This is a genomic window from Pristimantibacillus sp. Z349TD_6 (assembly GCF_056173205.1).
The window spans coordinates 5,988,824-6,013,458 of record NZ_CM149662.1 but is presented as its reverse complement, the minus strand read 5'-3'; the positions used below and the strand labels follow the sequence as shown (position 1 = coordinate 6,013,458).

Below are 24,635 nucleotides of genomic sequence, written 5' to 3'. Positions count from 1 at the left end.
TGCGTATATAGGACTTGATACGATATGGGAGCGTTAATAGAAATGAAAAATGGAGCTAAAAGTTTTGCAATGAAATTAGCCGGGTTAGTAATATGCGCTATTCTCATGTTCTGCTGCTTCGTTGCGAGCGTCAGGTTCGGTTTTACTACAATAAAATGGAGTCATTTGTTTGCGGCGCTTATTAATTATGACGAGAGCTCGATGGAGCAGGTTGTCGTCATGACAACTAGGGTGCCGCGCGCGCTCATTGCGGCCGCCATTGGTGCAAGCCTTGCTATGGCAGGTGCAATCATGCAAGCGGTGACGAGGAATCCTCTAGCATCGCCCAGCGTGATGGGGATTAATGCGGGCGCGAGCGTTGGCATTGTTGCCGCCATAACGATATTTAAGATTACACAGATGAGTGTTCTAGTGTGGGTTTCTTTCGGCGGAGCGGCACTGGCTGCAGCTGCGGTATATATGCTTGGATCACTTGGCAGAGATGGGTTATCTCCTTTGAAAATAATAATGGCAGGCTCGGCGATGACCGCCTTGTTTGTGTCTATAACGCAAGGCATGCTCGTTCACAATGAGAATGGACTGCAGGATGTGATGTTCTGGCTTGCCGGGTCAATTGCTGGAAGAGATTTAAATGTGCTGCTGGCCGTACTGCCCTATCTCAGCATCGGCTGGGCTGCTGCTTTGCTGCTGTCGAGACAATTAAACATTATAGTGATGGGCGACGAAGCAGCAAAAGGGCTTGGGCAGCGCACGGTTTGGATCAAGCTCGCAGCTGGAATGATCGTCGTTGTGCTTGCTGGCGGGGCGGTGTCGGTAGCTGGCCCAATCGGATTGATCGGCATTGTTGTTCCGCATATCGCACGTTACATTGCAGGAATGGATTATCGCTGGCTTCTGCCATACAGCGCTTTGCTTGGAGCGATACTGCTGCTTTCTGCCGATGTTATTGCGAGATTCATCATTTTGCCGGAAGAGGTTCCAGTCGGTATTATGACAGCAGCGCTCGGTGCGCCTTTCTTTATCTACATCGCGCGTAAGGAGCTGTTAACGAGATGAAGAGAACTACAATTACGTTAAAAGCAGGCAGTCGCTACTACCCTTTTCATCGTAAAACGGTATTTTCCGCCTTGCTGCTTATTCTAGCAGCTATATTCGTTATTGCAGCTAACCTAGCTATGGGGGAGCAGGTCATTAAACCGAGCAGTGTATGGCATGCTTTGTTTGGAAGGGGCAATCCCGATCATGTTCTGATCGTGCAATCCTTGAGGGCACCAAGAGTTATCGTTGCTTTTTTGGTCGGTGCATCGCTTGCTGTGTCCGGCGCAATACTGCAAAGCGTCATCCGCAATCCGCTCGCAGCGCCTGATGTTGTAGGAATTACGGGAGGGGCTTCCGTAGGCGCGGTTGCTTTTATTACGTATATGCCGGCTGCAGTCAGTATTCATTTCTTGCCTGTAGCTGCTATTGCAGGGGCTTTTTGCGCCTTTTTTCTTGTTTATTTAATTGCTTGGAAAAAGGGGGTAAATCCCTTTCGCCTCGTATTAGTCGGAATAGGTGTGGCTTCCTTATTGTCGGCAATGACGACATTTATGCTTGTGTTCAGCCCAGCCTATTCAGCTAGCTCCTCCTATATTTGGCTTACCGGAACAGTTTATGGCACAACCTGGACCTATGTATGGAACCTTTTACCATGGACCTTCGTCTTAATGGTTATCGCACTCCTTTATACGCGGCAAATGAGTATTCAGCTGCTCGGAGACGAGCTTGCGATTGGTTTAGGCAGCCCTGTGCAGCGGCATCGCTTCATTCTAATCCTTATTAGCGTGGGACTTGCTGGATCTGCAGTTTCCATTGGCGGTGTGATCGGCTTTATCGGCTTGATAGCTCCACATGCAGCCCGCCGATTAGTAGGTCCTTTTGCAAGCAGGCTGCTCCCGATTTCAGCCTTATTTGGCGGAATCATTGTAGCATTGGCGGATTTGATTGCAAGAACGGCTTTTATGCCGCTGGATATACCAGTTGGCGTCTTTACCTCCGGTATTGGAGCACCTTTCTTTATCTATTTACTATATCGGACACGAAATAACAGGTAGCAACGGGTGAAATTTTTTGGAGAAAGGAAGTGTGCATTTGAAGCGTGGCTACATCATTCTGGTTGGCGTCGTAGTTGTGGCTGCTGCAATTTTGATGTTTTTGTTTCGGGTAAATGAGAATCAGGTTACCGTCCAGCGCATGCTTGATTTCGAGCAGGCAGAGCCGACCTCGCAAGTGGTGTGGGAGGATCGAGAGTCCATTCGAGCATTCGAATATGCGTTCCGATTTGGAAAGCAAATGAAGGGTAAGGTCGATATCGCGGCACCACCCTATTCTGTAATCTTAGGGGACTCGCGTTACCTGCTTTGGATATCGAAGAGCAGCGAGCATGGGAATTTCATGAAGCCGGGTGACACGGGAACGCTTTATCGATTAGGGAAATCATCCACGAAGAAGATTTGGACTTTGCTGGATGATGCGTATTCGGTGAGTGGTTCTAGCAAAGAAGGAGCAGACGAGATAGTAGAAGGTGAACAGCAGATTACGCAGAGCATGTCGCCATCACCTATAATCGAGTCTCCAACTCCCATTCCTATGCAGTCGTCTGAGTCGCCGAATAACGAAGCACTAGAGCCAGCGTATTTGGAAAGCTCAGCTTTCACGGAAGAAGAGAAGCCACTTATCGAGCTAATTAATTTGCGAATAAAGTATTTGCATGAGAAAAAATGGGATGATTTTTTAAGCTTATACACGGAAAGTGCACGCAAGTCACGCGAAGATTCAAGCGACTTTACCGGATTCACCATTACAAGCATAAAGGTCGAACAACCCATAGCTATAAAAGAGCAAAAGTCGTTGTTTGAGGCTGTCGTTCAAGTTTCGGAGATCAGGAACAATGAAGATAACGGTGGAAGCTCAGTGTATGTGTTTCGAAAGAGCAAGGAAAAAGGTGCTGAATGGCGCATAGCTGATGTAGATTAATCGTTAATTAGCGGATTCACACCGTTATAGACGCAACACAGAGTCTAAAATAAAGATATAAAAATAGCGGCAGCAAATGTGTTTATACCCTCGTCATAGGCTTGATAGCCGGAAATGAGAGTGGTTTACATCATTGCTGCCGCTATTTTCGTCAACCTTTTAGACGGTTGTGAATTCTACCTCGATATGAATAACCTCAGACCGGCTGCCAATTCGTACCGGCGGTCCCCAAGTTCCGAAGCCTGATGATACGATGGCATGCAGTCCGCCTTTTTTTAAATAACCCCAATCGAGCTCAAACAGCTTTCTCGTAATCAGATGATTAGGCATCATCTGGCCGCGATGGGTGTGGCCAGATACGGAGATGTCGATGCCGTTATCCGCTGCACTTGCGATGTCGGAAGGCTGATGATCGAGCATGATCAGCGGTCTAGATTGATCTAGAGGAGCGACAAGCTCCTGAATAGGGAGCCTTCCTTTGCCGCTGAATCCCGCAGCCGCCTTATCTTTACGGCCGATGACATAGAAGCTGTCAGCAATGAGCGCCGTCTCGTCCATAAGGACACGAATGCCGATTGCATCCATTGCCGCAATAAATTCCGGCACTTTCCGGCCAATGTATTCGTGATTTCCAGTCACGGCGTAAACGCCTAGTGGCGCTTTAAGCTTGCCAAGCACAGTTGACATGTTTTTGCGAAGAAAAGGCTCAATATCATCATCAAGAATATCGCCAGGAAGCAGGATAAGATCCGGCTTAATTTCTTCAACCTTATTTACCAGCCTAACCAAATGCCGATTGCCTACGATTGTACCCAAATGAAGATCAGAAGCCATGGCGATGCGCAGCTTTTTCAATTTTCCAGCAGGTTTTGGCACTTGAACGTGATAGGTTCGAACAATTGGGCTCCATGCATTCCATGAACCGCGGATAAGGAGTACAGCCATAATAAACAAGGCAAGCCCGCCTACACCGACAATATAGATTGATTTTTCAGCGCCAGCTGCTTTTAAGATAAGGGCAACAACATTGGCAGGCGGCAAAATGATTACGGCGTATTCCAATACGGCAAACCAGTAGGAACCAATCAGCTTCAGTACCTCGGCAACTGGTTTAAAAGGCGCACGGTAAGCGAGCCGGCCGATAATGTACGAAAATGCAATGATACTAGCAATGATCGTATACACTGTCGCATTTTCCAAATGAAATAAATGAGATAAGAACAGCCACCCATTCCAGCCAATATAGAAGGAAATGCCGCTGTATAAGAGCAAAACACCAAAAACAATAGCAACAACACGCAGCTTCATCCATCAACGCTCCCTAGCTCTTAATCTTCTTTCTTATAAGCTGAACCTACTATATCACACCGAGAATATAGCAGTAAAATTCACAAGAATAGCAGGAATAGATTGCTAATCGCCAAGTGTTTCAATACGATAGGAAGGATGCGAAATCGATGCAAAAACGTTTTACAGCATGCTGGGAGTTAAGGCTGCAGGCGTTGCGCAGGCTGCGAGCCTATGGTATCGTTTCGTCATAATGATTGATGCGAATGAGGCATCTAAATGGAATGGAGCGAATAATCCGAATGAAATCGCTTGTACTGGCAGAAAAACCGAGTGTGGCGAAGGAAATAGCCCGTGTACTCGGCTGCGGACAGAAACATAAAGGCTACATGGAAGGCCCTAAATATGTTGTAACTTGGGCGCTGGGACATTTGGTGACACTGGCTGAACCTGAGGATTACGATCCGAAATATAAAACTTGGAATTTGGAAGATTTGCCGCTGCTTCCGCCAAAAATGAATTTAAAAATTATGAAGGAAACATCACAGCAATATCGTACAGTAGCTCAGCTTTGTAAACGGCAAGATATCAGTGAGCTTATCATCGCTACGGATGCTGGCCGAGAAGGCGAGTTAGTCGCTCGTTGGATTATGGAGCTTGTTCATTGGCGCAAGCCGTTTAAGCGTCTTTGGATTTCATCTCAGACGGACAAAGCGATAAAGGACGGCTTCAACACCTTGAAGCCAGGCAAGGACTATAACAATTTGTATGCTTCGGCCGTTTGCCGAGCAGAAGCGGATTGGTTGATTGGATTAAACGTGACGAGAGCATTAACGACCAAATACAATGCACAGCTAGCAGCTGGGCGCGTGCAAACGCCAACGCTTGCCATGCTGATGGAGCGGGAACAAGAAATACAATCGTTTCAATCGCAGCCATATTGGAATGTGTCCGCTGATTTTGGCTCATTCTCTGCGCATTGGCGGGAGCAGGATGCACATGATGGAAGAGTATGGAGCCGCACTGATGCTGATGCGATCGCCGCTCGTATCAAGCAGGGAACTGCAAAGGTAAGCAAGCTTCGCACCTTGGAGAAATCGGAGCCGCATCCTCAGGCCTATGACCTTACAGAGCTGCAGCGAGATGCCAATAAACGTCTGGGCTTCTCAGCCAAACAAACGTCCAATGTGCTTCAGAAGCTTTACGAGCAGCATAAGCTGGTTACGTATCCGCGTACAGATTCCAGATATTTGTCGAGCGATATGGTTCCAACCTTAAAGGGACGTTTAGAGAGCATCGCTGTTGGGCCTTACACACAGCTGGCTCGCAAGCTTGTCAGAATGCAGCTTCCGATAACGAAGCGGATTGTAGACGACAGTAAAGTAACAGATCATCATGCTATTATTCCTACAGAACAATTCGTGAATTTGTCTGCTCTAAGCAATGATGAGCGCCGATTATACGATTTAATCGTAAAACGGTTTATTTCATTATTTTATGGACCTTATCGCTACGATGAGACGAGTGTCGTTCTTGCTGTAGGCAAAGATATGTTATATGCAAAAGGGAAGATCGAGAAAGAAAAGGGCTGGAAGGAAATTTATCAATCAGATGCTTATTCTTCCGTTCAAGATGAGGATGACGACGACGGAGCGGGCTCAGGTCAAGGGAAGTCCGACGGACAGCCTGCTCAGCTGCTTCCGCCGCTATCCATCGGACAATCGCTCCCTGTAAAGCAGGAAAAGGTACGCGAGCTTCGCACAATGCCGCCAGCACGCTATACAGAAGCGACACTGCTTACTCGCATGGAGAAGCACAGTCTTGGAACACCGGCAACAAGAGCTGATATTATTGAAAAGCTGCTCGGAACAGATACGATAACTCGGATGCAAAACAAGCTGATGCCAACGGGTAAAGGAAAGCAGCTGATTGAACTCGTAGTAAACGAGCTTAGAAGTCCTGATTTAACAGCAAAGTGGGAGCAGGAGCTGGAGCGCATTGCGAAAGGTAAAGGCGACCCGGCTGCCTTTATGAAAAATGTTAGACAGCAGGCATCGAAATGGGTTTCTGAGGTTATTGCTGAGACGAAGGAATATAAACCGCATAATTTGACCCATTCACGCTGTCCTGAATGCGAGAAGCCGTTGCTCGAAATTAACGGAAAACGAGGCAAATCGCTCGTCTGCTCAGATCGTGAATGCGGCTATCGCCGTTCAGCAGAGCCAATGCTCTCCAATAAGCGCTGCCCGCAATGCCATAAGAAAATGGAGATTAAAGACGGCAAAGCAGGGAAATTTGCACAATGCAAACCATGCAATGTCATCGAAATGCTTGGCGATAAGCAAAGCGGCAAAGTGAATCGCAAGCAAAACCAGAAACTGATTGAACAGTATAGCGACAATACGTCGATGTCCAATAGCTTGGCAGATAAGCTTAAGGCAGCACTTGAGAAACAATCAGGCAAATAATTAGAGATAACCGGCAAGCAACCCTTAAAGGGCTGCTTGCCGGTTTTTTTTGTGAAAAGAAAAAATAGAATGCTACTTTACAAACCGACCAACGGTCTGTATGATAAAGATATCGACAAACCGACCGACGGTCTGTAATTATTCTGAATAAGTTATCGTCGATTGCAACTCATTTTAAACAATTAATAATAAAGGAGGCTGCTTATGGTAGATTACACTGCAAATGCGAGTTATAAATTATTGTTGGAAACAGCAGAGCAGCTCATTCAGGAAAAAGGCTGCCGAAATACCACATTGCAGCAAATTATGCTTAGTACCGGATTGTCCAAAGGTGCCATCTATCATTATGTAAAAAGCAAAGAAGAGCTTTTTGGACTTATATTGGCTTCGCAAGTGGAGCTCATTAATGATTCCTTCCTGCTAACGATAGAGAAAAGCTGCAGTCTTGCAGCTCCATTGCTTGCTATTACCGAGGGGCTTGATCGGCTTCAGCAGAAGGATAGTGTGGCTAATCAAATCTTAACTTATCTGCTTAGTCAGAAGGATAAGCCAGGTATTGCAAATGTGCTGCAGCAATTTCACGAGCGTTCAACAGCGACCTTGCTCGAGTGGATAGAAAGCGGACAAAAAGAGGGTCTCATTGCTCAAACCGTGGATGCGCGTAAAGCAGCAGAGCAAGGCGTAATGCTGTCATACGGCATGTGCGTTCGGAACATTATGTTAGCCGACACGCTTTCATCACCAGCTCGTGCATTCGAGAAAGAAGATTTTTATCAATTTATGCTGCTCATATTACAAGACGGAACTTCTGAATAGTGTCAAAGAGAATCGCGACAAGGATAAGTACCGATGAGTAGATTTCTTACAATTATTTTAGTAACAGAAACGGTGGTGGAGCCAAAGTGAGCTCAAACAAAAAAATACTTATCATTCAAGGAAATCCCAACCCTACCAGCTATTGCAGCTCTTTGGCCAAGGCTTATGCTGACGGCGCGGTGCAGGGCGGCGCAGAGGTTCGAATCATACTTCTGCATGAGCTAAGCTTTAATCCTAATCTTGCCTTCGGCTATGCGAAGCGTACAGAGCTTGAACCGGATTTGCTAGAAGCCCAAGCATCGATCAAGTGGGCGGATCATCTTGTCTTCATTTATCCGACTTGGTGGGGGACGCAGCCGGCTTTGCTCAAAGGTTTTTTGGATCGGGTGCTGCTGCCAGGCTTTGCTTTTAAATATCGCGAAGGCTCTATATTGTGGGATAAGCTGTTGTCTGGCAAAACAGCTCGCTTGATCGTTACACTGGATACGCCAGTATGGTACAACCGCTTTGTATACGGTCAGCCAGGGCATCGCGCAATGAAGAATGCGACACTTCAATTTTGTGGAATTAAACCAGTACGGATTACGAATATTGGTCCAGTAAAAGGTTCTACGGATACGAAAAGAGGCAAATGGCTAGCGATTGTTGGTAAGCTTGGTAATAAAGGCTCCTAACCTATGTCATTCATCCAAGAGACAGATAGTGTTCTGTCATATGCTATGGATGAAGAGGTAGGAGAGGGGATAGATTTCATTGGGTGATAATCAGGGTAGGCAATTAGCTAGCAAATGGGCTAAGACGGCAATACTGCTTTCTCATTCCAGCATCGCACCGCATATTCCTCCAACTAGGAGATTTACGGCCAATAACCTCAGAAGCATGTTGGATACACATCAAATGGTTGTTGTTAAGCCAGTAGTCGGTGCTGGCGGACACGGCGTTATTAAGGTTACGCGAGACGGCGATGGGTATACCTATACTTATTATTCGCAGACGAAACGATTCGCTAGTTTTGCGGCTTTAGTAGGATCGCTTAACAATCAACGTAAAGGCCGTGCTTATATTATTCAAAAAGGGATATATTTAGCCACGGTGGACGGTAGGCCTATTGATTACCGAGTAAAATATGTGAAGACGGAGAGCGGCTGGGTCTATCGTGCAATTGTAGGGCGAATTGCTAGAAAAGGGCTGTTCGTAACTAATTTATGCCGAGGCGGCACATTGGTTTCAGCAGCAGACGGGATTAGCAGATCCCTATCTTCAGCACAGGTAGGGGAAAAGAAGCGGAAGATGCGTGAGCTTACCGTATTATCGACAAATGTGCTTGAAGCCAAATACCCCGGAATTGGCCAGCTAGGGTTTGATTACGGCATCGATAAACAAGGTAAAATATGGATATTTGAAGTGAATACAAGGCCGCAATAACGGGCAAACAAAAGGATGCGTAGAAGTGGAAATCACTTCTTAGCATCCTTTTGTTCAATAGAAGAAAGAAGATCATTTTCTCATCCTTATCTTATTTTTCTCCGTCAAAGCGGCTTCAGCATCCAGAGGGCGCCGAAGCCGTTTTTGCTTGATTCATAGGCTAGAGATCGGCCTTGGTCTCATTTTGACGAAAAAACTCTCCGTTACGAAGCCCATCGACGAATTGCTGAAGCCAGCTGTAATACTCAATCCCATGTCGCAGTTTGTTCAAGTCCTTTAGGCATAGGAGCCGCTCCTCAGCCTCCGTATCAATATCTAAGATGATTTCAGATAACGGAGGTATAACCTCATTTATTGCCCCGAGCATGACATCGATCTCGCGCTGCAGCTTAGCAGCAAAGAAGTTTTGGAAGGCTTGGAAAAAGTCAGTCTCCGCTACATATAAGTCTTTTCGTTCCAGTTTTTCATCCAATTTCATTATCATCTTTGAATCCATCAAGGATCGAACGGCATAGCTCATATTGCTTTTGCTCATATTCATTTGCTGTTTCATTTCTTCAAGTGTCATCGGTTTATCTTCAAAAAACATGATGCCGTAAAGCTGCCCGAATGAATAATTAGCACCATATAAATCCATCGTCTGGGCAATAGCGTCTATTATTTTTCCTCTTATTTGCTCCTGAGTCGTGGGCAAACTATTCTGATCGCTGGTGGAAGCTCTTTTCACAACATCACCTACAAGATTAAGATTTTATGATTCATTATACAGCAACAATATTAGTTGAAAGTGAATCTTTCAGGAAAACAACTCTTTTACAAGATCTTTATCAGACGTTAACGTTCAGATAATGTGGCTGTTCTAAACTGAGTGTACAATAATTTTTGAACAATAGAGGTGAAAATGAGTTATTAATGATAATTATAGCAAACATTAAGAAAAAATTGTACGATATACAGGAGATGATAAAACGCGATATGGCTAAGGAATGGAAGGCTCTATTGTTCACGCTGCCGGCTATGATTCCATTGATTGTATTTTGGTTGATCCCGCTGGGAACTATTTTTTATTTGAGCTTTACGGATTGGGATTTTATGAGTCCCGTTAAAACATTTGTAGGTTTTGAAAACTATATTTATTTGTTCAATAATTCAGCATTCTATCAATCCCTTGGCGTAACCCTCCTCTTTTGCCTTGGAAGCGTGCTTCCGGTGATGGCTTTTGGACTTGCGCTTGCGTTGTTGCTAAACCGGAAGATGAAGGGCTCGGTTATTTACCGGACGTTATTGTTCTCTCCTTGGGTTACACCAACGGTTGCTGTATCTATTGTATGGTCTTGGATATTCGAACCTAAGGTAGGAATGGCCAATACGGTGCTGAGATGGTTCGGCTTTGACGGAATTGGCTGGCTTCAAGATACGAGATGGGCGCTTGCAGGGGTGCTGATCGTTACCATCTGGAAGCTGATGGGCTGGTCGATGGTGTTTTTCTTAGTCGCCTTGCAAAATTTGCCGCGAGAGCTATTGCAGGCTGGAGAGCTGGACGGGGCGGGAAGATGGAGCAAGCTTCGATATATTACGATTCCGCTCATATCGCCAACGACTTTTTTTCTTTTTATTGTACAAACGATATCGGCGCTGCAAGCTTATGACCAAATTAACGTGTTAACGCAGGGTGGCCCGGCCGGTTCAACAAGAACGCTTCTATATATGTATTATCAATCGGCTTTTGAGTCGTTTGATATCGGGGAAGCTTCCTCTGTGGCGGTTGTGCTCGTAGCTATCTGTATGGTGCTGTCGATCGTATCCTTTGCCATCAGCCGTAAAACCGTTCATTACAGCTCATAATCGTCAACCGCATGGGGAGGAGAAAGATTGTTATGCAAGCTCAAAATGTTTTTCGACGTACGATCAGGCATTTGCTATTGCTGCTCTTCAGTGCCGTTATGGCCTTTCCATTCTATTGGATGATTACAAGCGCGCTCAAAACAAATGATGAAATATGGCAATTCCCGCCCACCTTTTGGCCAAGTTCTCCTCAGTGGAGCAATTTTTTGGCGGCTTGGCTAGAAGCGCCTTTCTGGCGGTATTTAACGAATAGCATTCTCGTAGCTTCAGTTATTGTTCTGCTGCAGGCACTGAATTCTGCAATGATGGCTTATGCTTTGACGCATATGCGATTTCGTTTGAAGAAAGCCATCACTGCAATCATAATGCTTGGTTATATGATTCCTAGCACAGCGGTTTACTTGCCGAGCTATATGATTTTGGCCAAGCTCCACCTGCTCGATTCCTATGCTGGCCTCATTTTATCCAACTGCGTCAGCGTCTTTTCCATTTTTTTGATCAGACAAGCTTTTTTACAGGTGTCGCATGAACTGGTAGAAGCAGGACAAATCGATGGTGCGTCATCAATGCGGATTTTATGGTCGATTCTTATTCCGGTGACGCGTTCCTCCTTCATTGTGCTCGCTCTTATTACGTTCATTGAACATTATAATAACTATTTTTGGCCGATGCTGATCACGAAAAATCCGAATCTGCAGCTAGTCTCGGCCGGCCTTAGAAGCTTCTTTGTGGAAGGAGGAGCCTATGGCTTGAAGTGGCCGCTTATTATGGCGGCAAGTTCCTTTACGATTATCCCGCTGCTTGTGCTGTTTCTTTTTGCGCAGAAGACGATTATGAAAAGCTTCAATATGTCAGTTGGCGTGAACAAAGGGTAGAAAATAGGCATTGCTTGTTGTTTTATACAAATCGAGTGGAGGAATCAATTACAATGTTGAAAATGAAGCAAGGTTTAGCTCTGATGATGGTAACCAGTTTTGCGGTACTGGCAGCATGTGGACAAACAGCAGGAAATACGAAAACGAATAATGGAGCTACTGTAGATCCAACCAATGAGGCAAGCGAAGCACCTGCTCCTAAAGAGCCAGTTACGATTGAGTTCTGGTATGGGCTTGGCGGCAAGCTTGGCGAAACGATGAAGGAAAAAATCGACTTATTCAACAACTCGCAGCAGGAGGTAATCGTGAAAGGCATTGCCCAAGCGGATTACTCCGAAACCGAGCAGAAGCTTCAAGCTGCGATTGCAGCGAAGCAAGCGCCTGCTGCCGTTCTTTCCTCTAATATGAACTGGGCAAAAAAAGGGTTATTCGCTGACATGAGCGAATTAATTGGTGCTGACTCTTCTTTCAATAAAGAAGACTTTGTACAAACCTTTCTTGAGCAAGGACAGCTGGACGGCAAACAATATTTCCTTCCGATGTATGGCACGACGCAGGTCATGTATTATCGCAAGGACGCACTTGAGAAGAGCGGACTTACAACTGAAGATTTTAAGACATGGGAAAGCCTAGCTGCTTCGGCATCGAAGATGGCGGTTAAAGCGAATGGAAAAACAAGCTTCTACGGCTGGGAGCCGATGTGGGGCATGGAAAATATGATGGATGCAGTATTAGGCAAAGGCGGATCTGTTCTAAGTGATGATGGCAAAACCGTGTTGATTGACTCTCCGGAATGGGTTGAGACATGGGAGATGTTCCGCAAATGGATTCATGAAGATAAAGTGATGACGATCCACTCCGGCGGCCAAGGGTGGGAATATTGGTACAAAACGATCGACGATGTTATGAAGGGACAAGCTGCAGGCTATACGGGCTCAAGCGGCGATCAAGGTGATCTTGATTTCAATATCGTTGGGGCAATGGAGCAACCGGGCTGGGACGGCATAGGTGCAGGCAAACCTGTTGCAAGTGCAATTATGGCAGGCATTCCAGCTGGCGTTAGTGAAGAACAAAAAGAGGCGGCATACAAATGGCTTACGTTCTTCTCTGAAACGAAAAATACCGCATCATGGTCGATTGGTACGGGCTATATCGCAGTTCGCTCATCCGCACTTGAGGACGAGGAATACAAAGCATTCAGCGAGAAAAACCCTCAAATTAAAGTGCCGCTTATGCAAGCAGCTCATGCATCTGCGCCATTCCAGGACCCGACAGGCGGCAAAATAAACGATGCGCTTAAAATTGCAGCTGATAAAGTGCAAATCGGGAATGTTTCTGCTGAGAAAGCGCTCAAGGAAGCGAAGGAAGCAGCACAGAAGGAGCTCGACAGATTAAAATAGGAGGAATGGCGAATATGCCTGACTTAATAATAAATAATCGAGCATACAAGGTGTCAGGCATCTTGTTTGACAAGGATGGTACGCTGCTGGATTTCATCGGGATGTGGGGTAGCTGGAGCGAGTTCATATTCATTGAGCTAAAGAATCAGTTAGAGCACCGTGGAATTCCCTTTCAGCTTGACCTGATTCCTAGCCTTTGGGGCACGAAACATGATGCTGACAACAAGATCATCGATTATGATCGAAATGGCCCGCTTGCTATGGGCACGATGAATGACTTGTATGCAGTGATTGCTTGGCAGTTGTACAGCCAGGGCGTATCGTGGGCCGAAGCGATGGAGCTTGTTCAGCATTGCAAGAAGCAAGCGGATATTGAGCTGGAGCTCTCGCGCCCAGCTCTCCCGCTGCCTGGAAGCATTGATTTTCTGGATAGCTGCAGAGAGCATGGCATTAGGCTTGGCGTTGTCACTGCTGATGAAACGGAGGCTGCAAATAAACATTTGGAGTGGCTTGGAATTCGCAATTATTTTGATGTCGTAATCGGCACTGATTTGGCTCAGCGAGGCAAGCCGTTTCCGGATATGATGCAGCTGGCCTGCCAGAAGCTTGGAATTGATTGTTCGGAGGCTGCGATTATAGGCGACACTAATGGAGATATGCGGATGGGACTTGCGTCTGGAGCTTGTGTAAAAGTTGGTATCGCAGATGTTGCCGACGGCTCTCGCGTCCACAAGGCGCTTCCTAATGCAGATGAAGTTATTGCTTCTTATAGCGAACTAACGATTAGGAGACGAGTGAATGAAGAGTGAAATGGGCTGGGGATGGACATTTCTTCTTCTCGCTATCGTATTAGAGCTGTCGGGAACCGTTTCTATGAAATATTCAGCGGGCTTTTCACGATTTTGGCCCTCTGTACTCATGTTTTTATTTTATGGTGTCAGCTTCACGATGCTAAACTTCGCTCTATCTTATATGAATGTGAGCGTTGCCTATGCGATCTGGTCAGGTATTGGCATTATTCTCATTACGATTGTCAGCGTTACGATTTTTCATGAAAAGCTGCCTATTACCTCATTGCTCTGGATCGCTGTTATCGTTGTTGGAGTAGTGGGCTTGAATATGAGTGTAAAAAACCATTAAACGCAAGCAGAAAGGGAGAGGAATAAAATGCTGTCTCCAATTATTAGTTTTCAAGTCATTACGGACACCCATGTTACGAATGACCGGGAGCATATTCACAATAAGCATTTCGAGCAAGCGCTGCTTGATATTGCGTCACATGCCTCTAACAGTATAGGCATAATGCATGTTGGAGACGTGACGGATCATGGACTCAGACCTGAATATGAGGAGTTTGCCCGCATTTGGGAAGCAAACAAAGCAGGACTGCCAGAGATGCTGCTTACGTATGGCAATCATGATATTTTTTTAGGTGAATGGAGCAATCAGCTTAAACTCTATGAATCTAGCACCGGCATGAAAGGTCCATATTATGATAAATGGCTGGAGGGCTATCATTTTATTTTTCTAGGCTCGGAGCAAGGATTAAAGGATTTCGCCTATTTGAGTACAGAGCAGCTCGACTGGCTTGATGAGCGTCTTGGTGAGCAGGCATCAGCATCAAAGCCGGTATTTTTGTTCCTGCATCAGCCGCTGAAGGATACGGTTGCCGGCTCGCTCGAGGAGCAGGGTTGGTATGGTGTAACTCAGGACAAAGAATTGAAAGCAATACTGAAAAAGCATCCTCAGACAATCATGTTTAACGGACATACGCATTGGGAGCTCGAAGCGGGACATACCTGCTTTGAAGGAAAAGGTGAAACGGCGACCATATTTAATACGGCTTCGGTCGCTTATTTATGGACGAATGAGGATGAGTACAAAGAGGGCAGCCAAGGTTATCAGGTTGACGTGTACGCAAATAAGATTATTGTGCGCGGCAGAGACTATACGACTTCCTCATGGATCGAAAATGAGCAGTATGAATTGAATTGGTAAGGAATCATTTCTCATATGAGCCCCAATTGGGGCTTTTTTTTTAATATAAGAATTTATAAGTTTGTTAGCTTATAAAGGGCTTATATTTCTCCGTCAAAGCTGCTTCAGCATCCAGAGGACGCCGAAGTCGTTTTTGCTTGTGTGATTGTATATAGATAGGCTAGTGTAGGAAATAGGGAGAGGTTTCAATATATTCCATTAATAGATTCATATAAAGCGATTAAAGTTTTTTATTGAGAGGATGTAAAAAAGACCTGTGGATAACTCTATCCACATTATCCACCTTGATAATGCTAAAAATTCGACGTATATACACATGCTATTCACATCGTATCCACAACATCTTGTGTATAACCGGGACTGTTGTCCTTCTAATAGTGCCATGCTACTATGAAAAAGTAGTAACCAAAGTATGGAAGAAAGGGTGTGTAGTATGGAGCTACTGTCTGACGAAATGTTAGTAGACACTTATTATGCAGCTGTGCAGTTTGAATTGGAACCCGAGTTTATTCGAATGTTAGCCATCGAAATGACACGCAGACGACTCAAACCAGAAAACATCAAAATTACAGCATAAAAAGTCGCGATTCTTCAAGATAGCAAAGCGACTACATTTCCTTCACCCAAACCTCGGCAGTATGCTTGCAGGCCTGACAATATACAAGATGCTTGCAAGATAAAGAGTTTTGCACATGCACACTATTTATGAGCGGCTCGTCTTCGATCTGTTCATAGGGAGCGTAAGGGCTCGTAAGATCAGATACACGACCGCAATCGATAACTGCGCTATCGCAAGAGGAGCAGCGAACATGCAAATATTGAAAGCCATTACAAACAGGACAAAACATAAGGGTATCCTCCTAGGCTCACCGTGCATATGAATGCAATAGGTGTATGAATGAGCTAAGCCAAGGTTAGGATACCCTTATGTTTATTTTTTTACCGTTATGATCAATATAAATGCGCTAAAGCTTCATGTTGCTGCTATGTCCAGGTGACAGCTTTGCTCCGGGATCAACATAAACCTTAGCGTTGTTAATAGCAGTAGGGGCTTCTCCGAAACCAACAGCGATCAGCTTAAGCTTACCGGGATAAGTAGTCACATCGCCGGCTGCAAAGATTCCAGCAATATTCGTTTCCATACGGGTATCAACGATAATCGACCCGCCTTGAATTTGAATACCCCAATCAGCAATCGGACCGAGTGAGGAAATAAAACCAAAGTTGACGATGACGGCATCGACTTCAAGTTCAATTGTCTCTAATGTTTTGACGTCGGATAACGTGACTTTCGTAATGCTCTCCTCACCATGAAGCGCTGTAATTTCTTTTGGTGTAAGGATGTTAACTTTCGAATTCATTAAATTCTCAACGCTATGCTCATGCGCTCTGAATTTGTCACGACGATGAATTAGCGTAACGCTCTCAGCAATGGGCTCCAGCATGAGCGACCAGTCAACAGCTGAGTCGCCGCCGCCGCTTATCAACACCTTTTTCCCCTGAAAACGCTGCAAATCACCCACAAAATAATGAAGGTTTTTCTTCTCAAATCCAGCGGCCTCAGGCAATTCAAGCCTCCGCGGCTCAAATGCACCAACACCGGCAGTAATAATGACCGCTTTAGCATAATGTTTTGTTTTGTCTGTTATAATTTCAAAGAGACGTTCATCAAGCTTGTTTACATTTAATACCTTTTCCTCAAGGCAGATTTCCTGCTGAAAATGAGTAAGCTGCTCTCGTAGACGGTCAACTAGTTCTTGTGCCGTTACCTTAGGAAATCCAGCAACATCATAAATGTATTTTTCAGGATAAAGCGCTGCAAGCTGACCGCCTAGCTGGGGCATGCTTTCGATGAGCTTAACTGAAGCTTGGCGCATACCGCCATAGAAAGCAGCAAACATTCCTGCAGGCCCGCCTCCGATGATTAAAATATCGACGGGATCTACTGCTGATTCAGGGTTTGACATTGTAGCCACCTCCACGTTATAAGCTTTACGACTTCAATTATAAACTTTCCAGATATAAGAAGGAAATATTTAATTTGTATAGAGTTCTAAACAATTTCGTATATTTTGCCCTTGAACTTTGCCCGAAAACTCTGTAGAATTTCTGATGTATGTTATGCATGGGAGTGGTTGCATAAAACGTCGAAAGTTGTCGGTTTAATGCCATAGGCTCATTGATAAAAGCACTTTAATTAGAACACACTGAACTCATCATTATAAATATTCGGTTTAGCATGTGTAATTTTTCACAAAGTATAAATACAAAGATAAATAAGGAATGGATGGGATTAAACGATGAGTAACATACCTAAAATCGTTATTCTTGGCGCAGGGTACGGCGGCATTTTGACCGCACTTCGACTGCAAAAAGAATTAAATTACAATGAAGCTGACGTTACGTTAGTTAATAAACATGATTACCACTATATTACAACGCATCTTCATATGCCAGCGGCAGGCACGGATAATCCGGAAAATGCACGGGTGAGCATTTCGAAATTGATCGATGAATTTAAAATCGACTTCGTGAAATCAACGGTCGTTCAAATTCGTCCGCAAGATAAAAAAGTGATTCTTGAAGACGGTACTTTGTCTTATGATTATTTGGTCATTGGTCTTGGAGGCGAGCCTGAGACTTTCGGAATTCCAGGCTTAGGCGAACATGCAATGAATATTCGCAGCATCAACTCTGTTCGTTTGATTCGCGAGCATATCGAGTACCAATTCGCGCGCTTCAAACGTGAGCCGCATCGTACGGATTATTTGACGTTTGTTGTTGGCGGTGCAGGCTTTACGGGAATCGAATTTGTTGGAGAACTCTCCGACCGTATTCCTGAGCTGTGCAAGCAATTTGACGTAGATCCTGCGCTTGTAAAAATCTACAACATCGAAGCAGCACCAACGGCGCTGCCAGGCTTTGATCCTGAGCTCGTAGAGTATGGGATGGATGTGTTGACCAAGAAGGGTGTAACGTTCCGTATTGGCACAGCCATTAAGGAGTGCTCGCCAGAGGGTGTAATCGTTGGCGAAGGCGAAGAAATCAAGTCGGCAACCGTGATCTGGACTGGCGGTATTCGCGGCAATCGTCTTATTGAGGAAGCTGGCTTTGAAACGATGCGCGGACGCGTGAAGGTGGATGAATTCCTTCGCTCCCCAAGCAATGAGAACATTTATATCGTTGGCGACAACTCGCTGATGTTTAATCCAGAAGGCCGTCCTTATCCGCCGACTGCTCAAATTGCAATGCAGCAAGGTGTCGTATGCGCACATAACCTTGTTGCTTCCATTCGCAATCAACCGCCGAAGAGCTTCACGTTCAGCAACAAAGGAACGGTAGCCTCACTTGGCAAAGGCGAAGCAATCGGAGTAGCTTTTGGCAAAAAATATAAAGGCCGGGTAGCCGCTTGGCTGAAAAAAGCGATCGACCTTCGTTACCTGTTCATCATCGGCGGCATTTCGCTTGTCCTTCGCAAAGGGAAGTTTCTATAATGAGACATTGCAGCGTACAAGTCCGCGGATTGCTGACCAGAGATGAGCTGGATCGTTACAATGCATTGATGGAAGTCGGCTCCTTCTTAGAATCGCAAACACGATACGACTTGGCCTATACGGTGCAAAAGGAAGTTGACCTCCTTATTCAGCCGGCGATCGAGCGGTTGAAGGACAAAGGCCGCGCTCGTGACCGAGCTACGCAAGAGTATTTGGAAGCGAAGCGGCTTGGGCTTGAAAATAATGACGAAGATGACGACGATAATTAAAATAAAGGCTTTCGCTCATTGGAGCAGCAACGAAACTGCTCCAAGGCGGAAGCCTTTTTCATTCAAATGATCTTCACGAAAAAAAGAAGCCCAAGCCATTTGAAGAAAAGGCTTGGGCTTCTTTCTATTATATTTTCAGCAAAGCTTGGAATTTTTCTGCATTCAAGAAATTGCCGACATAAAAATCGCCGAAGTCAGCGTAACGAGCGCTCACTTCATCAAAGCGCATTTCATAAATCAGCTTCTTGAATTGCAACGCATCATCGGCGAACAGTGTAACGCCCCATTCCCAGTTGTCGAAGCCGACAGAGCCGGTAATGATTTGTTTAACTTTTCCAGCGTATTGACGACCGATCATCCCGTGGCTGCGCATCAACGTTTTACGCTCGTCCATTGCGAGCATGTACCAGTTGTCTTGTCCATCCCTGCGCTTGTTCATCGGATAGAAGCAGATGTGGTTTGCTTTTGGCAGCGTCGGTTTCAATCGAGCGATAATATCCGGGTTTTGCATCGGATCAGAGCCCGGTTGTGCCATGTAGTTGCTCAGCTCTACAATGCTGACATATGAAAATACCGGATATGTAAAGCTTGCGAACGTTGTTTTGTTAAACGCCGTTTCAAGTTCGTTAAGCTCCTCTAGTGTTTCACGCAAATGCATGAATACGAAGTCTGCTTTTTGACCAACGATGGAATAAACGGCTGTACTGCCTTCTTTATTTTCCTCCACTGTGGTCCATTGCTGCAAAAACGTTTGCAGCTCGTCCAGCGCGCGGCTGCGTTCACTTTCATCGGCTAAGCGCCAAGCGGTCCAATCCACACTGCGGAAATCATGCAGCGCGTACCAGCCTTCTAATGTTTGTGCTGCTTCACTCATCGTATAAATGCTCCCTTCAAGCTCCATAATGATGCTCTAATCATTGTATCGTAAGGAGGGCGGAGTGAGCAAATGGCGGTCTTGTGACATTTGTCCTCATATAATTGACTTCCATCTAACCATTAATTAAACTAATAAACGAGAGTGTGAAAGGGGAAGTTTGGATGCTTCAATTAATTATTGCTACCGTGCTGTTTTTAGTTATGATGTTCGGTATTGGCTTTATTTTGAATATGTTGTTAAAAACAACGTGGTTCCCGATATATTTATTTGTTATCGCATTAATTGTATTAGGTATTTGGGCTCCTTGGGATCAGTCGGCATCAACGACGATTGAAAACTTTGCTCACTACACGGTTTTTGATTACATACCGGTAATTGGAGCGCTAATCGGCGCATACGTAAGCGGATGGGCGATTCAGGCGCTGCGCAAGGGCGGCTACAAAATGTTTTAAGCCAAGCAAAAACGCCTTCAGCGTCCTCTGGATGCTGAAGCAGCTTTGACGGAGAAATATAAGCCCTTGATAAGCTAACAAACTTATAAATTCTTATATTTCAAGCAAAAACGCCTTCAGCGTCCACTGGATACTGAAGCAGCTTTGACGGAGAAATATAAGCCCTTGATAAGCTAACAAACTTATAAATTCTTATATTTCAAGCAAAAACGCCTTCAGCGTCCACTGGATGCTGAAGTAGCTTTGACGGAGAAATATAAGATAAGCAGAAGGATCTAATGATATGCCTTCTTATATTTGAAAAAAAAATCCCTCCTTCGGGGGATTTTTCTATTTTCCGACTCGTCCTGAACATCGGTTTTTATGTTAAAATAATAGAATGTTAGTTAAGGATGGAGCTGATGCTGTGCGCATCAATAATATATTGCAGTACACGGAACACCACCGATATTACATTTTTCGCGATTTTTCGCTAAGCAGCCTCGACTACAAAATGCTGTCGCTAATCTATCAGCCGATGATTGGCGCATTTGCCGTCGCATTTTACCAGCAGCTGTATCATGGCATTGCCGAAGGCACCTCGGGCTACTCTTCGATTGAGCCGCAGCGCAAGCTGTTTCTTGGTTTAGGGCTGGAGATGAACGAGCGCGGACGCAAGCATCTTATCGAGCAGGCTTCGAAGCTGGAGGCTGTTGGATTGCTGCAAACGTCACGATTAGGCGTTCCAGATAATGCAGATGTTATTTATGAATATGAAATGTCGCAGCCGTTGTCGCCAGTCGAATTTTTTCGCAACATGCATTTAACGATGCTCTTGCGCGATAAGGTTGGCAAGTATGCGGTAATCTCGCTTCGAGAATCATTTGGCGCTAATGAACCGGATGAGCTGGCAGGAGCGAAATTAACGAAAGAAAATATATCAGTGCCTTTCTATGAGCTGTTTAAGCTTAATATGCAGTCCGTAGATAATGAGCTTGAGCAAGCGTTGACGGAGGTTGCGCCATCGCGGCAATCAGCCGCTAGGCCGGCACAAGCAACAGCAGGCATACCTTATGGAGAAATTATTTTGCGTTTTCCTCGTAATTCCGCAAATCGGCGGTTCGTGGAGCGGCTGCGAAGTGATGAAGAACAACTCTCGCAGGTAAACTATGTAGCTTACAAATATAATTTGGCTGTAGTGGATATATGTCGTTTGCTTGATGAGGATGGCATTTTTGGAGAGAGCGGCACACTGAATGTTGACGAGCTTCAACTGCGGGCTAATCAATTTTATAGGCAGGACAAGAAGCGGGAAGGCGAACGGCAGCGAGCGCTGTCACGCACGCAAGTTGTTGCGGACGAGGAGACGGTTGATCCTGATGAATTGACCGAGGAATACGAAGTGCAAGAGCAGCATTATTTGCAAGTTCCGAATCAGCTTAGCGGCCGCTGTGATGTTCAGCAGTATAATATGCTGATGCGAAATGAACCACATACACGGTTTCTTCAGCGCTTTTTCCCCGGAGCAGTACCGGATTGGATTGAACGTGTGTTTGAACGCATCGACCTCAATTATAAATTAGCTGCCCCCGTTATAAACGTACTTATACATTATGTTATAGGAGCTAACGATGCGCAGCGGGTGACAAAAACATTTTTGGACGCCGTAGCATCGAACATGCTTGTGAAACAAATCGATACATTCGAGAAAGCAGTGCTTTATGTGCGAGAGCAAGCGCAGGTGGAGCAGGATAAGGAGCGCCGCAAGGAAGCTGCGACCAGTTACGCTGGCGGAGGCTATAACGGCTCCAAAGGCGGTTCAAGAAGCGGAGGCAGCAGCAGGGGCACATCCCGTAAGCCTTCTATTCCAATCGTACAGGAGGATCAATCGACTTCGGCAGTTTCGGCCGATGAGCTTGAAGAGCTGTTGAAGCTGGCTCGGAAATTAGACGGTAAATGATAAAGGCGGTGTAAGCAGATGATGGAGTCGATGGGCGAATTGCTGAAGGCTTGGCCTTCTGGCAAAGCCTTTACGGAAAAGGCGGAGCATAAGCTGACTGAGCTGCTTGCAGAACCGCTTGTTGAGAAGCTTCGCGTTAAATATCCGGATTTGGATGAGCAGACAATCCGTCTTAATTTGAATCGGGTTTATCAATATGTGACGGAATACAGGAACTGTACCAATTGTCCGGGCTTAGACAATTGCCCGAATGATTTTGAAGGCCACTATACGCTGCTTAGTTCTGATACGGTGAATGGTCTAACGCAGTTATATGACCGTAAGGTAGCATGCAAGAAATTTAACGCTCGTCAGAATGAGGATCAGATTAGAAGCCGGATCAGAAGCTTCTACATAGACGAGAAGGCGCTGCAGCGCGGCTACTCGTCAGCTGAGATTATTACGAGAGATCTTGAGCGTGCAAAGGCGGTAGGGCAGGTTCAGAAATATATCGATCGCACGAAAGAGCATGGCTTGCAGGAGGAAGGCTTGTATTTGGCAGGCCGCTTTGGTACAGGCAAAACATTTTTAATGTGTTATTTGCTTCATGAGCTTGCGAAGGCTGGATATTCCGGTGTGATCGTCTACATGCCTGACTTTGTAGAAGATCTGAAGACGCTCATGCATGAGCCCGGCAAGCTGAAGGAAACGGTCGAGATGATGAAGGAAACTGACCTGCTTATCTTTGATGATATGGGTGCAGAAAATTTAAATCCATGGGTTCGCGATCATGTACTAGGCGCGATCTTGAATTATCGGATGCAGCGCAAGCCAACGTTCTACACCTCCAACTACGAGCTGGAGGCGCTGGAGAGGCATTTTAGCTTCACGAGCAAGGATGGCGATGAGCTGCATAAGGGACAGCGTATAATGGACCGTATACGGCCTTACGTTGAAGTTGTCATGGTTACTGGTGAAAACAAGCGTGGACAAAAATAATCGGTTAAAGCTTTGGTTTACGGATTCCTATTTAAGGAATTTGTTGACCAAAGCTTTTATTTTGTTTAAGGCTATCAGCAGCATCAAGCTTTATCTCAGTATGGTTGAAAGCGTATTCAGAATGAGTGCTGTTTTTATACTGAGTCGTTCGTTCTGCTAGCATATAAAGCTTTCTTATAGGACTTATCAATTATTTGAAATTAAGTATTGACAGAAAGTGGGGCTCGCTGGTAAGATTCTCCCATAACCAACTAAGCAGGTAGGAATAATGTTTTCCGACCGGACGAACCGGAGTAAACACCTATCCAGGAGAAACATCCTCACAGGAAGTAAACTTCATAAATGTTTCTGAAAGCCTGTTAATTTAAAAAAGGGGTGTATGGAAAGATGAAGAAAATTACTCATGTTCGTTCCGTTGTTATTCTATTGGCATTAGTGCTTGTACTTGCTGCTTGCGGTCAAGGCGGCAACAACAAAACAAACAAAGAAACGAATAAGCCTACTAATGAGGCAACTAATACAGCTGCAACAGACGCACCTACGGATAAACCAAAACCGCCAGTTGAGCTTTTGAATGTATCCTACGATCCTACTCGTGAGCTTTATGTAGCATTTAACGCGGCATTCTCGAAACATTGGAAAGCGGAAACAGGTCAAGACGTGACGATTAAACAATCGCATGGCGGGTCTGGTAAACAAGGCCGCGCAGTTATTGATGGCCTGAAGGCGGATGTTGTAACGCTTGCACTTGGTTATGACATCGATGCAATCGTTGAGCCAGGGCTAATTAATGCGGATTGGCAATCAAAGTTTGAGCACAACAGCGCTCCCTATACATCAACAATCGTATTTCTAGTTCGTAAAGGAAATCCAAAAGGCATTAAGGATTGGAACGATCTAATCAAGGACAAAGTTGAAGTTATTACTCCAAATCCTAAAACATCTGGCGGAGCTCGCTGGAACTATCTTGCTGCATGGGGTTATGCGCTTAAGCAAAATGGAAATGACGAAGCGAAAGCACAGGAGTTTGTTACACAATTATTTAAGCATGTACCTGTACTGGATTCCGGCGCACGCGGATCAACAACAACGTTTGTAGAACGCGGCATTGGCGATGTACTGCTTGCTTGGGAGAATGAGGCTTTCCTATCGATCAATGAGCTTGGTCCAGACAAATTCGAAATCGTATATCCTTCTTTAAGTATTCTTGCTGAACCTCCAGTTGCTGTAGTTGATAAAGTGGTAGACGAGCGCGGAACTCGTGAAGTAGCGGAGGCTTACTTGAAATACCTTTACACAGAAGAAGGCCAAGAAATTGCAGCTAAAAACTACTACCGTCCAATTTCGGAGACTGTTGCTGCAAAGTATGCAGATCAATTCAAAACTCTAGAATTGCTCACGATTGATAAAGATTTTGGCGGCTGGAAAGAAGCGCAAACCAAACACTTTGCAGACGGCGGCATTTTCGACAAAATTTACACACCAGGCTCATAATGC

25 protein-coding genes are annotated in these 24,635 nt (G+C 45.2%); 20 read left to right on the top strand and 5 right to left on the bottom strand.

Annotation, left to right across the window (positions count from 1 at the left end; all coding sequences use genetic code 11):
* Nucleotides 1–42 precede the first annotated feature (42 nt).
* Genes AC0VYE_RS26165 through AC0VYE_RS26155 form a run of 3 tightly spaced genes read left to right on the top strand, consistent with a single transcriptional unit; the run spans nt 43 to nt 3,015 of the window.
* Nucleotides 43–1,056, top strand: coding sequence for a FecCD family ABC transporter permease (locus AC0VYE_RS26165; protein ID WP_475443451.1), 1,014 nt, complete (start codon nt 43–45; stop codon nt 1,054–1,056).
* Nucleotides 1,053–2,093, top strand: a complete 1,041-nt coding sequence (locus AC0VYE_RS26160) for a FecCD family ABC transporter permease (RefSeq protein WP_475443449.1) — start codon at nt 1,053–1,055, stop codon at nt 2,091–2,093. The genes AC0VYE_RS26165 and AC0VYE_RS26160 overlap by 4 nt, the downstream gene beginning before the upstream one ends.
* 31 nt (nt 2,094–2,124) lie before the next feature.
* Entirely contained in the window at nt 2,125–3,015 is an 891-nt protein-coding gene (locus AC0VYE_RS26155) for a YhfM domain-containing protein (protein ID WP_475443447.1), read from the top strand.
* A gap of 159 nt (nt 3,016–3,174) precedes the next feature.
* Here the strand turns inward: AC0VYE_RS26155 and AC0VYE_RS26150 are convergent, their stop codons facing one another.
* On the bottom strand, nt 3,175–4,323 hold the full coding sequence (locus AC0VYE_RS26150) for a metallophosphoesterase (protein WP_475443445.1): 1,149 nt from the start codon (nt 4,321–4,323) through the stop codon (nt 3,175–3,177).
* A 281-nt stretch (nt 4,324–4,604) separates the two neighbouring features.
* Between AC0VYE_RS26150 and AC0VYE_RS26145 the strand changes: the two genes are divergently transcribed.
* From AC0VYE_RS26145 to AC0VYE_RS26130, 4 genes are all read left to right on the top strand, one after another.
* Complete coding sequence (locus tag AC0VYE_RS26145; RefSeq protein ID WP_475449735.1) at nt 4,605–6,770, top strand: DNA topoisomerase III; 2,166 nt, start codon at nt 4,605–4,607, stop codon at nt 6,768–6,770.
* Between the two features lie 204 nt (nt 6,771–6,974).
* The gene (locus tag AC0VYE_RS26140) at nt 6,975–7,586 is read left to right on the top strand and encodes a TetR/AcrR family transcriptional regulator (protein WP_076267554.1); all 612 of its coding nucleotides are present in this window, start codon (nt 6,975–6,977) and stop codon (nt 7,584–7,586) included.
* Nucleotides 7,587–7,672: 86 nt separating this feature from the next.
* Nucleotides 7,673–8,260, top strand: coding sequence for an NAD(P)H-dependent oxidoreductase (locus AC0VYE_RS26135; protein ID WP_076267555.1), 588 nt, complete (start codon nt 7,673–7,675; stop codon nt 8,258–8,260).
* A gap of 79 nt (nt 8,261–8,339) precedes the next feature.
* Nucleotides 8,340–9,011: a YheC/YheD family protein gene (locus AC0VYE_RS26130; protein WP_475443443.1), complete on the top strand. Its 672-nt coding sequence runs from the start codon at nt 8,340–8,342 to the stop codon at nt 9,009–9,011.
* A gap of 160 nt (nt 9,012–9,171) precedes the next feature.
* Here the strand turns inward: AC0VYE_RS26130 and AC0VYE_RS26125 are convergent, their stop codons facing one another.
* On the bottom strand, nt 9,172–9,738 hold the full coding sequence (locus AC0VYE_RS26125) for a GbsR/MarR family transcriptional regulator (protein WP_076267557.1): 567 nt from the start codon (nt 9,736–9,738) through the stop codon (nt 9,172–9,174).
* A gap of 248 nt (nt 9,739–9,986) precedes the next feature.
* Here AC0VYE_RS26125 and AC0VYE_RS26120 point away from each other — a divergent pair, with 248 nt between their 5' ends.
* The 7 genes from AC0VYE_RS26120 (at nt 9,987) to sda (ending at nt 15,706) form a co-directional block, all read left to right on the top strand.
* The gene (locus tag AC0VYE_RS26120) at nt 9,987–10,856 is read left to right on the top strand and encodes a carbohydrate ABC transporter permease (RefSeq protein WP_256710854.1); all 870 of its coding nucleotides are present in this window, start codon (nt 9,987–9,989) and stop codon (nt 10,854–10,856) included.
* 32 nt (nt 10,857–10,888) lie between these two features.
* Complete coding sequence (locus AC0VYE_RS26115) at nt 10,889–11,731, top strand: carbohydrate ABC transporter permease (RefSeq protein WP_076267558.1); 843 nt, start codon at nt 10,889–10,891, stop codon at nt 11,729–11,731.
* A gap of 53 nt (nt 11,732–11,784) precedes the next feature.
* Nucleotides 11,785–13,131, top strand: coding sequence for an extracellular solute-binding protein (locus AC0VYE_RS26110; RefSeq protein ID WP_076267559.1), 1,347 nt, complete (start codon nt 11,785–11,787; stop codon nt 13,129–13,131).
* 14 nt (nt 13,132–13,145) lie between these two features.
* Entirely contained in the window at nt 13,146–13,940 is a 795-nt protein-coding gene (locus AC0VYE_RS26105) for an HAD family hydrolase (protein ID WP_076267560.1), read from the top strand.
* Nucleotides 13,930–14,271, top strand: coding sequence for a DMT family transporter (locus AC0VYE_RS26100; protein WP_076267561.1), 342 nt, complete (start codon nt 13,930–13,932; stop codon nt 14,269–14,271). Before AC0VYE_RS26105 ends, AC0VYE_RS26100 begins: the two co-directional genes overlap by 11 nt.
* A 27-nt stretch (nt 14,272–14,298) precedes the next feature.
* On the top strand, nt 14,299–15,129 hold the full coding sequence (locus tag AC0VYE_RS26095; RefSeq protein ID WP_475443439.1) for a metallophosphoesterase family protein: 831 nt from the start codon (nt 14,299–14,301) through the stop codon (nt 15,127–15,129).
* Nucleotides 15,130–15,562: 433 nt separating this feature from the next.
* The gene (sda, locus tag AC0VYE_RS26090) at nt 15,563–15,706 is read left to right on the top strand and encodes a sporulation histidine kinase inhibitor Sda (RefSeq protein WP_076267563.1); all 144 of its coding nucleotides are present in this window, start codon (nt 15,563–15,565) and stop codon (nt 15,704–15,706) included.
* A gap of 31 nt (nt 15,707–15,737) precedes the next feature.
* Here sda and AC0VYE_RS26085 read toward each other — a convergent pair whose 3' ends face one another.
* Both AC0VYE_RS26085 and AC0VYE_RS26080 read right to left on the bottom strand, forming a co-directional pair.
* Nucleotides 15,738–15,977, bottom strand: a complete 240-nt coding sequence (locus AC0VYE_RS26085; protein WP_076267564.1) for a hypothetical protein — start codon at nt 15,975–15,977, stop codon at nt 15,738–15,740.
* A gap of 117 nt (nt 15,978–16,094) precedes the next feature.
* Nucleotides 16,095–17,096, bottom strand: a complete 1,002-nt coding sequence (locus AC0VYE_RS26080; RefSeq protein WP_076267565.1) for an NAD(P)/FAD-dependent oxidoreductase — start codon at nt 17,094–17,096, stop codon at nt 16,095–16,097.
* 333 nt (nt 17,097–17,429) lie between these two features.
* Here AC0VYE_RS26080 and AC0VYE_RS26075 point away from each other — a divergent pair, with 333 nt between their 5' ends.
* Both AC0VYE_RS26075 and AC0VYE_RS26070 read left to right on the top strand, forming a co-directional pair.
* Nucleotides 17,430–18,623, top strand: a complete 1,194-nt coding sequence (locus AC0VYE_RS26075; protein WP_076267566.1) for an NAD(P)/FAD-dependent oxidoreductase — start codon at nt 17,430–17,432, stop codon at nt 18,621–18,623.
* The gene (locus AC0VYE_RS26070) at nt 18,623–18,892 is read left to right on the top strand and encodes a hypothetical protein (RefSeq protein ID WP_475443435.1); all 270 of its coding nucleotides are present in this window, start codon (nt 18,623–18,625) and stop codon (nt 18,890–18,892) included. Before AC0VYE_RS26075 ends, AC0VYE_RS26070 begins: the two co-directional genes overlap by 1 nt.
* Before the next feature lie 127 nt (nt 18,893–19,019).
* Here the strand turns inward: AC0VYE_RS26070 and hemQ are convergent, their stop codons facing one another.
* The gene (gene hemQ, locus AC0VYE_RS26065) at nt 19,020–19,766 is read right to left on the bottom strand and encodes a hydrogen peroxide-dependent heme synthase (RefSeq protein ID WP_076267749.1); all 747 of its coding nucleotides are present in this window, start codon (nt 19,764–19,766) and stop codon (nt 19,020–19,022) included.
* Nucleotides 19,767–19,930: 164 nt separating this feature from the next.
* On the opposite strand from hemQ, the gene AC0VYE_RS26060 reads away from it, so the two are divergent.
* The 4 genes from AC0VYE_RS26060 (at nt 19,931) to AC0VYE_RS26045 (ending at nt 24,632) form a co-directional block, all read left to right on the top strand.
* Nucleotides 19,931–20,221, top strand: a complete 291-nt coding sequence (locus AC0VYE_RS26060; RefSeq protein ID WP_076267568.1) for a YuiB family protein — start codon at nt 19,931–19,933, stop codon at nt 20,219–20,221.
* Nucleotides 20,222–20,627: 406 nt separating this feature from the next.
* Nucleotides 20,628–22,160 (top strand): replication initiation and membrane attachment family protein, encoded by a 1,533-nt coding sequence (locus AC0VYE_RS26055; protein ID WP_076267569.1) that lies wholly within the window; start codon nt 20,628–20,630, stop codon nt 22,158–22,160.
* A gap of 21 nt (nt 22,161–22,181) precedes the next feature.
* Entirely contained in the window at nt 22,182–23,138 is a 957-nt protein-coding gene (dnaI, locus tag AC0VYE_RS26050; protein WP_076267750.1) for a primosomal protein DnaI, read from the top strand.
* A gap of 387 nt (nt 23,139–23,525) precedes the next feature.
* Nucleotides 23,526–24,632 (top strand): sulfate ABC transporter substrate-binding protein, encoded by a 1,107-nt coding sequence (locus tag AC0VYE_RS26045; protein WP_076267570.1) that lies wholly within the window; start codon nt 23,526–23,528, stop codon nt 24,630–24,632.
* Nucleotides 24,633–24,635: the final 3 nt, after the last annotated feature.